Source organism: Phycobacter sedimenti, from assembly GCF_038148855.1.
Classification (GTDB): domain Bacteria; phylum Pseudomonadota; class Alphaproteobacteria; order Rhodobacterales; family Rhodobacteraceae; genus Phycobacter; species Phycobacter sedimenti.
The window spans coordinates 302,128-316,578 of record NZ_JBBVGR010000005.1; the positions used below are offsets into that span (position 1 = coordinate 302,128).

A 14,451-nucleotide genomic window follows, 5' to 3' on the forward strand; every position below is an offset into this window, starting at 1 on the left:
TGTGCTCAGATCTCCTCAACATCCAAGACGCCCTCAAGGGACTTCAAAGCCCCTTTGATCTGCGGGTTGATCGGAAAGACCTGTCCCAGATCCATCTCCACATCCCCAGGCAGGCCCGGATCCTGCAGGTACATCAGCACCTCTCCCCGACTGGCGTTTCGGGCTGCCGATTTGGCATCTTCCAGCACGCGGGCCACGGTAGCAATCGCGCCGGGGTCACTGACATAGACCCGCAGGGAGCTTTTGCCCGCATCCGCGATCGCCGCATCCACCGGCCCGACCGAGCGCACCAGAAGTTTCAGCTGATCGCTTTCCATCGTGGCCTCTGCGGTGATCACGACCTTGGCGCCAGTCTCGAGGAACTCTCTTGATTTTTCCAGAACTTCCGAGAACAGCGTCACCTCGAACGCGCCGCTCGGATCGCTGATTTGGGCAAAGGCAAAGCGGTTACCCCGCGCCGATTTCCGTTCCTGTCGCCCGGCGACCACCCCCGCCATCTTGGCCATGAAGGGACCGCGCTCCGCCTTGGCGGTGACCTCATCGAGGGTCATCACATCCTTGCGTTTCAAAGCAGGCATGTAGTCGTCCAGGGGATGGCCCGACAGGTAGAAACCGATCGCCTTGAACTCTTCGCTCAGCCGTTCGGCAGGCAGCCAGTCCGGCGTGCCCGCAAGGCGCGGCTCGGGCAGGTCGTCGCCCGCCTCTCCGAACAGCGAGACCTGATTGGAGTTCTTCTGCTCGTGGATTGCTGCCGAATAGTTCACCAGCCCCTCTAGGCTTTCGAACAGGCGGCGGCGGTTGCTGTCGAGCTGGTCAAAGGCCCCTGCCCGGACCAGCATTTCGAGGGGACGCTTGCCGACCTTTTTCAGATTCACCCGGCGGGCAAAGTCGAAGATGCTGACAAAGGGGCGTTCGGTCCCATCCTCGCGCCGCGCCGCCGTCACCAGCCGCATCACATCGACACCGACGTTTTTGAGCGCGCCCAGCGCATAGACCAGCTCACCATTGACCACGTTGAAGGTCGCTTCCGAGCGGTTCACGCAGGGCGGCACGTAAGGCAGGCTCAGCCCCTTGCGGACCTCTTCGAAGTAGATCGCCAGCTTGTCCGTGAGGTGGATATCGCAGTTCATGACACCGGCCATGAACTCGACCGGGTGGTTCGCCTTCAGCCAGGCGGTCTGGTAGGACACCACCGCATAGGCCGCGGCGTGCGATTTGTTGAAGCCGTAGTTGGCGAATTTCTCAAGAAGGTCGAAAACCTCTGACGCCTTCTTCTTGTCGACGCCATTTTCCGCCGCGCCCTTTTCGAATTTCGGGCGTTCGGCGTCCATCGCCTCCTTGATCTTCTTACCCATCGCGCGGCGCAGCAGGTCCGCGCCGCCAAGGGAGTAGCCCGCCATCACCTGGGCGATCTGCATCACCTGTTCCTGATAGACGATGATGCCTTGGGTTTCCTCCAGGATGTGATCGATCAGCGGGTGGACCGAGGTGATCTCCTTCAGGCCGTTCTTCACCTCGCAGTAGGTCGGGATATTCTCCATCGGACCCGGACGATAGAGCGCCACCAGCGCCACGATATCCTCGATACAGGTGGGTTTCATGCGCTTGAGCGCATCCATCATGCCGGTGGATTCCACCTGGAACACGGCCACGGTTTTGGCGGCGGAATAGAGTTTATAAGAGGCCTCGTCATCCAGCGGGATGGCGTTGATCTCGTTCACCGCGCCTTCGGGCGGATCATAAAGCTGGGTCCCGTCTGCCGCCACATGCAGATCGCGGCCCGACTGTCGGATCAGGTCCACCGCGTTCTGGATCACGGTCAGGGTCTTGAGACCAAGGAAGTCGAACTTCACCAGACCGGCCTGCTCCACCCATTTCATGTTGAACTGGGTTGCCGGCATGTCCGAGCGCGGATCCTGATAAAGCGGCACCAGCGCATCCAGAGGCCGGTCCCCGATCACCACGCCCGCCGCGTGGGTGGAGGCATTGCGTAGCAGCCCCTCGACCTGCTGACCATAGGTCAGGAGGCGATCCACAACGGGTTCATTCCTGGCCTCTTCGCGCAGGCGGGGTTCGTCCTGCAGCGCCTTTTCAATGGAGACGGGCTTCACCCCTTCGACCGGGATCATCTTCGAAAGACGATCCACCTGGCCGTAGGGCATCTGCAAGACACGGCCGATATCGCGAACCGCCGCCTTGGACAGCAGCGCACCAAAGGTGATGATCTGCCCCACCCGGTCCCGGCCATACTTCTGCTGCACGTAGCGGATCACCTCTTCGCGCCGGTCCATGCAGAAGTCGATATCGAAGTCGGGCATCGAGACCCGTTCGGGGTTCAGGAAGCGTTCGAACAGAAGGCTGTAACGCAGCGGGTCAAGGTCGGTGATGGTCAGCGCGTAGGCCACGAGCGAACCCGCACCCGAGCCCCGGCCAGGCCCCACCGGAATACCGTGATCCTTGCCCCATTTGATGAAGTCGGCAACGATCAGGAAGTAACCTGGGAAGCCCATGCCCTCGATGATGTCCAGTTCGAAATCGAGCCGTTTCTGGTATTCCTCCACGCTCACAGCGTGGGGAATCACCGCAAGGCGGTTCTGCAGGCCCTCGTTGGCCTGACGCCGCAGCTCCTGGACCTCGTCATCCGCAAATTTTGGCAGGATCGGATCACGCCGGTAGGCCATGAAGGCACAGCGCTTGGCGATCTCCACCGTGTTTTCAATCGCTTCCGGCAGATCGGCGAACAGCGTCACCATTTCCTGCTGGCTTTTGAAATAGTGCTGTGCCGTCAGGCGGCGGCGTGGCTCGGACTGATCCACATAGGCGCCTTCTGCGATGCAGATCATCGCATCATGGGCCTCGTACATCTCGGTATTGGGGAAGTAGACGTCATTGGTGGCGACCAGCGGCAGATCCATCGCATAGGCCATCTCCACATGGCCGCGCTCGGTCAGGCGCTCCGCCTCGGGCTGGCCATCCTCGCCAGGGTGGCGCTGCAATTCCACATAAAGCCTGTCGGGATAGATCTCTTTCAGCCGCTGCATCAGCGCCTCGGCCGCCGGACGCTGCCCCTGCTGCAATAACTGCCCAACTGGGCCTTCCGGGCCGCCCGAGAGGCAAATCAGCCCTTTGGAATTCGCCTCCAGTTCCTCAAGCGTGACCTGTGGCAGCTGTCCGCCCTTGTCCACGTAAAGACAGGAAGAGAGCTTCATCAGATGCTCGTAGCCTGCCTCGCTCTGCGCCAGCAGGACGATGGGGGCTGGCGCCTTGGGCCGTTCTCCCGGCTCGCTTTTCTCAAAGGTCACATCCACCTGGCAGCCGATGATCGGCTGGATCCCCGCCCCCGACAGGGTGACCGAGAATTCCAGCGCCGAGAACATCGCGTTGGTGTCCGTCACCGCGATGGCAGGCATGCCGTTTGCCTTGCACAGGTCCGGCAGTTTCTTGAGCCGCAGCGCGCCCTCCAGAAGCGAGTATTCAGTGTGGGTGCGCAGGTGAATGAATCGGGGAGCATCAGTCATGGCGCCAAGCTATCCGATCAGATGCGCGGGTTAAAAGCGCATTCGTAACAGAGTTCACCGAGCAAGATATCCGGCTGAGTCCGCCCGAACCCGGCACCGGTTTGCCTGAATAATAAGCGTGATTTTCAGTAATTCCCGAAAAGTGCTTATGGGGCTGCGACAAACCCGATCCGGTCGAAAAAGCATTAAGCCCTTCACAACTCTCAAGGATATCGCTTTGCGCCGACGGTTTTCGCTCATTCCAGAAATCTGCATGCAAGCGTCGCTTTTCCTTGCCAGACAGCGTTCTGCCTTTCTACTCTGCTTCGGATAACACGGATAAACCCCGCTGGCTCTTCTACGTCGCATCGAAGGGTCCGCCATTTGGGGAAACAGGGTAAGGCGACGGGTTTCACAAGATGACAATCACCTTTCATCTGAACGGTGAGGAGGTAGCGTTGAAGGATGCGGATCCTTCGGCAACGCTGCTTGATTGGCTGCGCGAAGAGCGGGGCCTATGCGGCACCAAGGAAGGTTGCAACGAGGGCGACTGCGGCGCCTGCACGGTGATGGTGACGGATGGGCGCGGGGCCAAGCCGCTCAATGCCTGCATCCTGTTCCTGCCCCAACTCAATGGCAAATCGGTGCGCACGGTCGAGGGCGCCGCCGGGCCGGACGGCAGCCTGCACCCCGTGCAGCGCGCCATGATCGACCACCACGGCAGCCAGTGCGGCTTCTGCACCCCCGGTTTCGTTATGTCCATGGTCACGGCCCACAGGGAGGGCGCGCGGGATTTCGATGATCGCCTCGCCGGGAACCTCTGCCGCTGCACTGGCTATGCCCCGATCATCCGCGCCGCCGAAGCGGCCGCCGATCAGCCCGTGCCAGACTGGATCGCGTCCGAGGCACCCGCCAAGGCAGCGCCGCTGGACAACATGCCGTCCTCCTCGGACGCGCTTGCCGCGCTCTATGCCGCCAACCCCGACGCGACCCTTGTGGCCGGGGCAACGGATGTGGGCCTTTGGGTCACCAAGGGGCTGCGCGATCTTGGGCGGATGATTTTTCTCGATGCCTGCGAGGATCTGAAGCAGATCGACATCAGCGAAGAGACCGTACGGATCGGCGCCATGGTCGACATGAACCGGATGCGTGCCGCCATCGCGCCCCTGCACGAATCATACGCCGAGATGATCCGTCGCTATGCCAGCCAGCAGGTGCGCGCGGCGGCGACGGTTGGCGGCAATATCGCCAATGGTTCTCCCATCGGGGACAACCCGCCTGCCCTCATTGCGCTGGGGGCGACGCTGCACCTGCGCAAGGAAGACATGCGCCGCGAGTTGCCACTGGAAGAGTTCTTCATCGATTACGGCAAGCAGGACCGCCAGTCCGGTGAATTCGTCGAGGCGGTGTCTTTCCCCCGGCAGCCGGATCGTTTGCGCGTCTACAAGCTCTCCAAACGCTTTGACCAGGATATCTCGGCAGTGTTGGGCGCGTTCAACGTGAGTGTCGAAAATGGCGTGGTCCATTCCGCCCGCATCGCCTTTGGCGGCATGGCAGGCGTGCCAAAGCGGGCGAGCCATGTGGAGGCTGCGATTCTTGGCCAGCCCTGGACCCCGGCGACGATCACTCTGGCCCAAGGGGAATTCGAAAAGGACTTCACCCCCCTCAGCGACATGCGCGCCTCGGACGCATACCGGCTCGACTGCGCGCGCAACATGCTGCTGCGCTATTTCGCGGATCTGGCAGGTGAAACGGTCAGCGTTCTGGAGGTGAGCCAATGAGCGTCGCAAAGCCCCTCCCCCATGACGCCGCCCGCCTGCATGTGACCGGCGCCGCCCGTTATGTGGATGACACCCCCACCCCGCGTGACACGCTTCATCTGGCCTTTGGCCTGTCCACCATCGCCAAAGGGCGGATCATGTCGATGGATCTGGAACAGGTCCACAGCACCCCCGGTGTGGTTGCGGTTCTGACGGCACAGGATCTGCCCTTTGACAACGACGTCTCGCCATCGATCCATGACGAACCGCTCCTGTCCGATGGCACGGTTCACTACGTGGGTCAGCCCGTCTTTCTGGTGATCGCTACCAGCCACCGTGCGGCGCGCGTTGCTGCGCGGAAGGCGGAAATCGACTATGCCGAAGAAACGCCGCTCCTGACGCTGGACGAAGCGCTCGCCGCGGACAGCCGGTTCGAAGAAGGTCCAAGGGTCTACGAGAAAGGCGATGCCGCTGCCGCCATCGCAGCCGCCCCGCGCATTGTGGAAGGCACTTTTGAACTCGGCGGGCAGGAGCATTTCTATCTCGAAGGTCAGGCCGCACTTGCCCTGCCGCAGGAAGATGGCGGAATGCTGGTCAATTCCTCCACCCAGCACCCGACCGAGATCCAGCACAAGGTGGCCGAGGCGATCGGCCTGCCGATGCATGCGGTGCGGGTCGAAATCCGGCGCATGGGCGGCGGCTTTGGCGGCAAGGAAAGCCAGGGCAACGCGCTGGCCGTCGCCTGCGCCGTGGCCGCGCGCCACACGGGGCGTCCCTGCAAGATGCGCTATGACCGCGATGACGATATGATCATCACCGGCAAGCGCCATGCCTTTCGCATCTCCTACCGCGCAGGCTTTGACGCGGACGGGCGGCTGCAAGGCGTCGAATTCACCCATTTGGTCGACTGCGGCTGGGCCCAGGATCTGTCGCTGCCAGTGGCGGATCGCGCCATGCTGCATGCCGACAATGCCTATGCCATTCCCGCGATCCGCATCGAAAGCCACCGGCTCAAGACCAACCTGCAAAGCGCCACCGCCTATCGCGGCTTTGGCGGCCCGCAGGGCATGGTCGGGATTGAACGGGTGATGGACCATATCGCCCATGATCTAAATCTCGACCCGGTAGAACTGCGGCGGCGCAACTACTATGCCGCTCCGGGGCTCAACACGAGCGACAACACCACCCCCTACGGAATGGAGGTCACCGACTTCGAGCTGCACGAAATGACTGCCCAGCTACTGGAAAGTGCCGATTACACCGCCCGCAAGGCAGAGATCGCCGCCTGGAACGCGGGCCAGACGCACATGAAGCGCGGCCTTGCCTTTTCGCCGGTGAAGTTCGGTATTTCCTTCACGCTGACCCATCTCAATCAGGCGGGCGCCTTGGTGCATGTCTATCAGGACGGCTCGGTCCATCTGAACCACGGCGGCACCGAGATGGGACAGGGATTGTTCCAGAAGGTCGCCCAGGTGGCGGCAAGCCGGTTCGGCATCCCCCTCGAGAAGGTGAAGATCACCGCCACCGACACCGCCAAGGTGCCCAACACCTCGGCCACGGCAGCCTCCTCCGGGTCGGACCTCAACGGGATGGCAGTCAAGGCCGCCTGCGACACCATCCGCACCCGGATGGCCGAGCATCTGGCGAACCTGCATCAGGCCGCGCCTGGGGACGTGGTGTTTGAGGGGGGTGAAGTCAGCATCGGAGAGTCTGTGGTCCTCAGCTTCGACGAAGCCGCAAAGCTCTGTTACGAGGGACGCATCAGCCTGTCCTCCACGGGCTTCTACAAGACCCCGAAACTGGAATGGGACCGCATCAAGGGCCAGGGACGCCCCTTCTTCTATTTCGCCTATGGTGCAGCCCTGACCGAGGTGGTCGTGGACCGGCTGACCGGCGAAAACCGCATCCTGCGCACCGACATCCTGCATGATGCGGGCGCGTCCCTCAATCCGGCGCTGGACATCGGCCAGGTCGAAGGCGGCTATGTGCAGGGGGCTGGCTGGCTGACGACCGAGGAACTGGTCTGGGATGGCAAGGGGAGCCTGCGCACCCATGCGCCCTCGACCTACAAGATTCCCGCCTGTTCGGATCGCCCGGATGTGTTCAACGTGGCCCTTTTTGACGGGGAAAACCGGGAGGAGACCATCTACCGCTCCAAGGCGGTTGGCGAGCCGCCGTTCATGCTGGGTATTTCCGCCTGGCTGGCCCTGTCGGATGCGGTCTCGGCCTTTGGCGCGACCTATCCAGCCTTAAACGCCCCGGCCACGGCCGAAGAGATCTGGCACGCGGTGCGGAGGGTCTCTGATGGGGTTTGACCTTGAAGGATTGAAGGCCGCTGTCGGCGCCCATGGGCGTGTCACCCGCGTGGTGATCGCCGCGATCCGCGGCTCCTCCCCGCGCGAAGTGGGCGCTGCCATGTTGGTCTGGCGCACCGAGGACGGGTGCGCCCAATCTGGCACCATCGGCGGCGGCGCGCTGGAATTCAAGGCGGCGCAACAGGCAGCGATACAGGACAAACCCTCCATTCTCAGCACCCATGCGCTGGGGCCAGATCTGGGCCAATGCTGTGGCGGATCGGTGACGCTGCTGAGCGAGACCTACGAGGTCTCCGATCTGGAGGCATTGGACGCAGCAGTGATCGTGCGTCCGGCAGGAGCAGGCCGCGAGATGCCGCTCTCGGTCCATCGCAGGCTGTCGCAGCTGCGTAGCCAGGGCACCCGCCCTGCATCTGAATTGATCGACGGCTGGATGATCGAACCCGTGCATCGCCCCGAACGCCCGCTCTGGATCTGGGGCGCCGGTCATGTGGGCCGCGCGCTGGTCGATGTCCTGTCTCCGCTGCCCGATCATGCGATCACCTGGGTCGACACCGCCGAAGATCGGTTTCCCCAAACCATTCCGGGCGGCGTCACCCCAGTTTGGACCGAAAATCCTGCACTTTTGGTGCCTCACGCGCCGTCAGGTGCGCAGCATCTGATCCTCACCTATTCCCATGAGCTGGATCTGGCGCTATGCCACGCCCTGCTGAAACACGATTTTGCCTTTGCCGGTCTGATCGGGTCTGCCACGAAATGGGCGCGGTTCAAATCGCGCCTTCCGGCGCTGGGGCACACCCCGGATCGGATCGCGCGGATCACCTGCCCGATCGGAAATCCCGCCTTGGGCAAACATCCGCAGATGATCGCGGTCGGCGTGGCAGCGCAACTGCTGGCTCCGGACGCCCGGCAAAAGACAAAAACCGCCGCATCAAACGGCGCAGAATTGGAACAGTGGAAGGATAGGCACGCGTGACAGTCCCCCTACTCAGCCTCCAGGGCCTGACCAAGGCCTATCCGGGCGTCGTCGCCAATGACCAGGTCTCCTTCGATATCGGCGAAGGCGAAGTGCATGCCCTTTTGGGGGAGAACGGCGCCGGAAAATCGACCCTTGTGAAGATGATCTACGGGTTGGTGAAGCCCGACAGCGGGCAGATGCTGCTGAGGGGTCAGCCCTTTGCCCCGGCCGAGCCGCGCGCCGCCCGCGCAGATGGCATCGCCATGGTGTTTCAGCATTTTTCGCTGTTCGATGCATTGAATGTGGCGGAAAACATCGCCCTTGGCATGGAAAACCCGCCCGCGATGCGGGATCTGGCCAGCCGCATCCGGGAGGTATCCGAGACCTACGGTCTGCCGCTTGATCCCTTTCGCACTGTTGGCGATCTCTCTGCCGGGGAGCGCCAGCGGGTCGAGATCATCCGCTGCCTGCTGCAGGATCCGAAACTGCTGATCATGGACGAGCCGACCTCGGTCCTGACCCCGCAGGAGGTGGAGATCCTGTTCCAGACCCTGCAGAAACTGCGCGGCGAAGGCACCTCGATCCTTTACATCAGTCATAAGCTGGAAGAGATCCGAAAGCTTTGTGATCACGCCACCATCCTGCGCCTCGGCAAGAACGTCGGCGAATGCACCCCGTCAGAAACCTCAGCCCGTGACATGGCCGAGATGATGGTTGGCACTGCCCTCAAGACACCGGAGCGCTCGGATCGGATCGTGGGCAATGTCGCTCTCGATATCACGGGCCTCTCCGTGCCTGCGCCTTCGGCTTTTGGCACGTCCTTGAAGAACGTGCACCTCACCGTCCGCAAGGGTGAGATCCTTGGCATTGGCGGTGTCGCGGGCAACGGTCAGGATGAACTCCTTGCAGTGCTGTCGGGGGAAACCCTGTCGGCGGCCGATGCCGTGAAACTGCACGGGCGGCCCATCGGCAGGCTTGGTCCCGTGGCCCGGCGGCGCCTTGGCCTGCTGTCCGCCCCCGAAGAGCGCCTTGGTCATGCCGCGGCGCCTGACATGAGCCTGACGGAAAACGCCATGCTGACCGCCGCCGTGCGCGAAAACCTTGTGAACCGGGGCTTTCTGAACTGGCCCGCCGCCAAAGAATTCGCCAAACGGGTGATCGCAGACTTCGACGTGCGCACGCCGGGGCCTGAGAATGCGGCGCGCTCCCTTTCCGGGGGCAACCTGCAGAAATTCGTCATCGGCCGCGAAGTGCTGCAACGCCCCGAGGTTCTGGTGGTGAACCAGCCAACCTGGGGCGTCGATGCCTCTGCCGCCGCCGCTATCCGCCAGTCATTGCTGGATCTGGCGGCAGGCGGCGCGGCCATCATCTGCATCAGCCAGGATCTGGACGAGTTGATGGAAATCTCCGACAGCTTTGCCGCCCTCAACGAAGGCCGCTTGAGCAGCCCACGCGCCGCTGCGGGCCTCACGGTGGATGAGATCGGCCTGATGATGGGCGGTGCCCACGGAATGGAGGTGGCCCATGTCTGACCGCCTTTGGTATCTGACTATTCATGAAGGGGCCGACACATGATCCGGCTTGAGAAACGCCCGCAACCGTCCCGCGCCTGGTCCTTGGCCACGCCGCTGGTGGCGGTGCTGGCCACAATGATCGCAGGCGGGCTTTTGTTTGCCATCCTCGGCAAGGATCCGGTGGAGGCGATCCGCACCATTTTCTGGGAGCCGCTGTTCGGCGAGTTCGCCTTTTATTATCGCCCGCAACTCCTGATCAAAGGCGCGCCGCTGGTGCTGATCGCCATCGGCCTTTCCTTGGGCTTTCGCGCCGGGATCTGGAACATCGGCGCCGAGGGGCAATACATCATGGGCGCCCTGTTTGGCGCTGGCATGGGGCTGGCCTTCTACCCCCATGAAGCCTGGTACATCTTCCCGTTGATGGTCATCGCGGGCGCCTTTGGCGGTTGGATCTGGGCGATGATCCCGGCCTTTTTGAAGGTGCGTTTCGGCACCAATGAAATCCTCGTGTCCCTGATGCTGGTCTATGTGGCCGAGCAGTTCCTGGCCTCCATGTCTTTGGGATTGCTGAAAAATCCCGAAGGATTTGGTTTTCCCGGCAGCCGCAACCTGCAACAATACGAAAGCGCCCACAACGCCGACCTGATTGCCGGGTCCGGCATGCACTGGGGCGTGGTTGCCGCGCTGATCGCGGTGATCTTTGCCTATGTTCTGCTCAATCGGCATATGCTCGGCTACCAGATTCGCCTGACCGGCGAAGCCCCGCGCGCCGCGCGCTTTGCCGGGGTAAAGCCTGCCCGCCTGATCCTGTTCTGCCTTGGTGCATCCGGCATGCTGGCGGGGCTTGCGGGCATGTTCGAGGTCTCGGGGCCATCCGGCCAGGTCTCGATCGACTTCAACGTGGGCTACGGGTTCACCGCCATCATCGTGGCCTTCCTCGGCCGCTTGCACCCCGTGGGCATCCTGCTGGCAGGCGGGCTGATGGCGCTCACGTATATTGGCGGCGATATCGCCCAGTCGAACATGGGGCTGCCCTCGGCGGCGATCCAGGTCTTCCAGGGGATGCTGCTGTTCTTCCTCTTGGCCTTTGACCTTCTGACCAATTTCCGTATCGCAATCGGCAAGCCGGAGGTGGCGTGATGGAAGCGGCGATTAGATCTATCAAGATGTGGGATGCGGAAGCCCAGAAGGAAGTCGTTCTCGAAGTCAGCCACGATGAAATGGATTCTTTGGAGCGAGACGTACGCGCTGACCCTGCCGTGATGTCTGCCTTAAAAGAGTACCTGGATCTTTGCGAAACTTCGCTCGCCGAAGGTGAGACTTCTTCGCCGGAGCCACCGGCTAGCATGGGGTTATTCTGGCGGTTGTTGCAGTCCCACAACCCAATTTGGCCGGGAACGATGGGCAACAAGATTCGGCGAGAAATCGAAACGCGAGTTTTCAAGGGGCAGGACACGTAAATGGATCTTTCTGCAATCAATCCGGTCCTTCTGATCGCCTCCCTGATGGTGGCGGCGACGCCCCTCTTGCTGGCCGCCGTGGGCGAGCTGGTGGTGGAAAAGGCAGGCGTTTTGAACCTTGGTGTCGAGGGCATGATGATCGTGGGTGCCATCGCAGGCTTTGCCACGGCGGTCGAAAGCGGCTCTCCGCTCCTTGGCTTTGTCATGGCAGCCGTCGCGGGTGCGGCGCTGTCGACGCTGTTCGCAATCCTGACGCAGTTTGCCCAGGCCAATCAGGTCGCCTCTGGCCTTTCTCTGACGCTGTTCGGTCTCGGCCTGTCGGCGCTGATGGGGCAGTCCTATGTGGGGATCAAACCGCCCCGCATGGAGGATATCCATATCCCGCTGCTCAGCGATCTTCCGGTTGTCGGTCCGATCCTGTTCGGACATGACATCATCCTTTACTTCGGGATCGCGCTGACGGCTGCCGTCTGGGCGGTGCTGAAATACTCCCGCGTCGGGCTGATCCTGCGCGCGGTTGGCGAGAATCACGATGCGGCCCATGCGCTGGGCTACAAGGTGCTCAGGATCCGTATCATGGCAATCCTGTTTGGCGGTGCCTGTGCGGGCATGGGCGGGGCCTATATCAGCCTGATCCGCGTGCCCCAATGGACCGAAGGCATGACCGCAGGCATCGGCTGGATCGCCCTGGCGCTTGTGGTTTTTGCCAGCTGGAAGCCCTGGCGCGTGCTGCTGGGCGCCTATCTTTTTGGCGGTGTCACTGTGGTTCAGCTTAATCTGCAGGCAGCCGGCGTTGCCATCCCGGTCGAGTATCTGGCAATGTCGCCCTACCTGATCACAATTGTCGTGCTCGTCATTCTCTCGGCTGATAAAAGCAGCGCACCTGCTGCCCTTGGCCGCAATTTCCATGCGTCCCGTTAGGATCTGACGGGAGGCCAAACACCCTGCCCGTACACCTGGGCATATTATAAATCAAAACGGGGGATCCCTTTGATGAAACTGACGAAACTTCTGACCGGTGCCGCCATGGCCCTGGGTCTGGCGACCAGCGCCATGGCCGAAGACAAGACCAAGGTTGGCTTTGTCTACGTTGGTCCCGTCGGCGACGGCGGCTGGACCTATGAGCACGATCAGGGCCGCAAGGCCGTGGTTGCGGAATTCGGCGACAAGGTCGAAACCGTCTATGTTGAAAACGTCGCCGAAGGCCCCGACGCCGAGCGCGTGATCACCCAGATGGCGCTGCAGGGCGCCGACCTGATCTTCACCACCTCCTTTGGCTACATGGATCCGACCATCAACGTCGCCAAGAAGTTCCCCAACGTGAAGTTCGAGCACGCCACCGGCTACAAGCGCGCGGACAACGTTTCGACCTATTCCGCCCGCTTCTACGAAGGCCGCGCCGTTCAGGGCACCATCGCGGGCCACATGACCAAAAGCAACATCGTGGGCTACATCGGCTCCTATCCGATCCCCGAAGTGATCCGCGGCATCAACTCTGCCTATATCCACGCCAAGAAAGTGAACCCCGACGTCACCTTCAAGATCGTTTGGGCCTTCACCTGGTTCGACCCGGCCAAAGAGGCCGACGCCGCCAAGGTTCTGATCGAACAGGGCGCCGACGTGATCCTGCAGCACACCGACTCCACCGCGCCCCAGGCCGCCGCGCAGGCCGCCGGCAACGTGATCACCTTTGGTCAGGCGTCCGACATGGCCGAATACGGCCCGCTGCCGCGCGTCTCCTCGATCATCGACAACTGGGCGCCCTACTACATCGCCCGTACCAAGGCCGTGATGGACGGCACCTGGACCTCCGTGGACACCTGGGACGGCATCGGCCCGGGCATGGTAGGCATCGGTGAAATCTCCGACGCGGTTCCGGCCGAGGTCAAGGCAGAGGCGCTGGCGCTGAAGGACGCCATCGCGAGCGGCTCCTACCACCCGTTCACCGGCCCGATCAACAAACAGGACGGCTCGGCCTGGCTTGCAGACGGCGAAACCGCCGATGACGGCACCCTGGCGGGCATGAACTTCTTTGTCGAAGGCATCGAAGGCGACATCCCCCAGTAAGCGGCTTGCCCAGAGTAGATACGGAAAGGCCCGCCGGTTTGGTGGGCCTTTTTTGTTACTCCGTCGGAACAGACCTAGTTGCGGTTCGCAAGGCCAAATCATGCAAGCTTGGCCAACGAAAAATCAGGCTCAATCGTCTATTCTCTCAGGCAAAAAGGAACAAACTTTCAGCAGGGTTTCTGCTACGGCTTCAATGAAAAGATCCAACATGTCAGCACGGCGTCTTGTTCTTGCGGCCCAATCCTTTGCCGTCTTTCGGTACAAACTCTGATAGTGCTGCTTGCTAGTCGCTCTACTATTGCTCTGGTCGGTTAGCTCAAGAAGCGCAATTCGAGAAATGGCGGCGTCATCAAATGCTTCGTGATGATGGACGCCATGCCTAGCGCGAATTTCCTGATCAAACTCTTTGTCGAAAGTCTTGATGAAGCGCCCAAAATCCAAGCCATTATCTGGACAAGCACGATTAACTGCCTTTGACAACTTCTTAAGCCGTTCTCGGAATTGGTAGAAACGTCCAAAATACATTTCACAACAGTATCTTAAATGACTTTCACGAGAGACTGGCGCCTGAGAAAATGGGTAGCGCCGAAAGTACCACTCAACATCGCGCAGGGCATGCGCCGTACTCAATAGCTCCAAAAACATGAGTACGACTGCATGCTCATTTTCGATTTTTTGAGAAAACATAAACTCCTTCGACGGCGTCAATCTCTCTGCAACCTCATCGTCAAAGCTCAAGACATAGGCGATATGTCCACGTTTCCATTCTCGCCAACCGGGGTATGACTGCAATTCATGCATCCAATCTCGGACTGCCAAAGACATGCGGTCTGTAGATGAAATTTGTTCACTCATTTTCACACTGAACCCGCCTAGACTA

10 protein-coding genes are annotated in these 14,451 nt (G+C 61.4%); 8 read left to right on the top strand and 2 right to left on the bottom strand.

Going from position 1 to position 14,451, the window contains the following annotated elements; genetic code table 11:
* Positions 1-5 precede the first annotated feature (5 nt).
* Entirely contained in the window at positions 6-3,518 is a 3,513-nt protein-coding gene (gene dnaE / locus AADA15_RS11215) for a DNA polymerase III subunit alpha (RefSeq protein ID WP_341641646.1), read from the bottom strand.
* Positions 3,519-3,916: 398 nt separating this feature from the next.
* Here dnaE and AADA15_RS11220 point away from each other — a divergent pair, with 398 nt between their 5' ends.
* From AADA15_RS11220 to AADA15_RS11255, 8 genes are all read left to right on the top strand, one after another.
* On the top strand, positions 3,917-5,278 hold the full coding sequence (locus AADA15_RS11220) for a xanthine dehydrogenase small subunit (RefSeq protein ID WP_341641647.1): 1,362 nt from the start codon (positions 3,917-3,919) through the stop codon (positions 5,276-5,278).
* Positions 5,275-7,572: a xanthine dehydrogenase molybdopterin binding subunit gene (gene xdhB, locus AADA15_RS11225; protein ID WP_341641648.1), complete on the top strand. Its 2,298-nt coding sequence runs from the start codon at positions 5,275-5,277 to the stop codon at positions 7,570-7,572. Before AADA15_RS11220 ends, xdhB begins: the two co-directional genes overlap by 4 nt.
* The gene (gene xdhC / locus AADA15_RS11230) at positions 7,562-8,548 is read left to right on the top strand and encodes a xanthine dehydrogenase accessory protein XdhC (RefSeq protein WP_341641649.1); all 987 of its coding nucleotides are present in this window, start codon (positions 7,562-7,564) and stop codon (positions 8,546-8,548) included. Before xdhB ends, xdhC begins: the two co-directional genes overlap by 11 nt.
* Positions 8,545-10,062 (top strand): ABC transporter ATP-binding protein, encoded by a 1,518-nt coding sequence (locus tag AADA15_RS11235; RefSeq protein ID WP_341641650.1) that lies wholly within the window; start codon positions 8,545-8,547, stop codon positions 10,060-10,062. Before xdhC ends, AADA15_RS11235 begins: the two co-directional genes overlap by 4 nt.
* 39 nt (positions 10,063-10,101) lie before the next feature.
* Entirely contained in the window at positions 10,102-11,184 is a 1,083-nt protein-coding gene (locus tag AADA15_RS11240; RefSeq protein ID WP_341641651.1) for an ABC transporter permease, read from the top strand.
* On the top strand, positions 11,184-11,504 hold the full coding sequence (locus AADA15_RS11245; protein WP_341641652.1) for a hypothetical protein: 321 nt from the start codon (positions 11,184-11,186) through the stop codon (positions 11,502-11,504). Before AADA15_RS11240 ends, AADA15_RS11245 begins: the two co-directional genes overlap by 1 nt.
* Positions 11,505-12,425: an ABC transporter permease gene (locus AADA15_RS11250; protein WP_341641653.1), complete on the top strand. Its 921-nt coding sequence runs from the start codon at positions 11,505-11,507 to the stop codon at positions 12,423-12,425. It abuts the gene before it with no gap.
* 72 nt (positions 12,426-12,497) lie between these two features.
* Entirely contained in the window at positions 12,498-13,571 is a 1,074-nt protein-coding gene (locus AADA15_RS11255; RefSeq protein ID WP_341641654.1) for a BMP family ABC transporter substrate-binding protein, read from the top strand.
* Between the two features lie 129 nt (positions 13,572-13,700).
* Here the strand turns inward: AADA15_RS11255 and AADA15_RS11260 are convergent, their stop codons facing one another.
* On the bottom strand, positions 13,701-14,426 hold the full coding sequence (locus tag AADA15_RS11260; protein WP_341641655.1) for a hypothetical protein: 726 nt from the start codon (positions 14,424-14,426) through the stop codon (positions 13,701-13,703).
* Between the last annotated feature and the right edge of the window lie 25 nt (positions 14,427-14,451).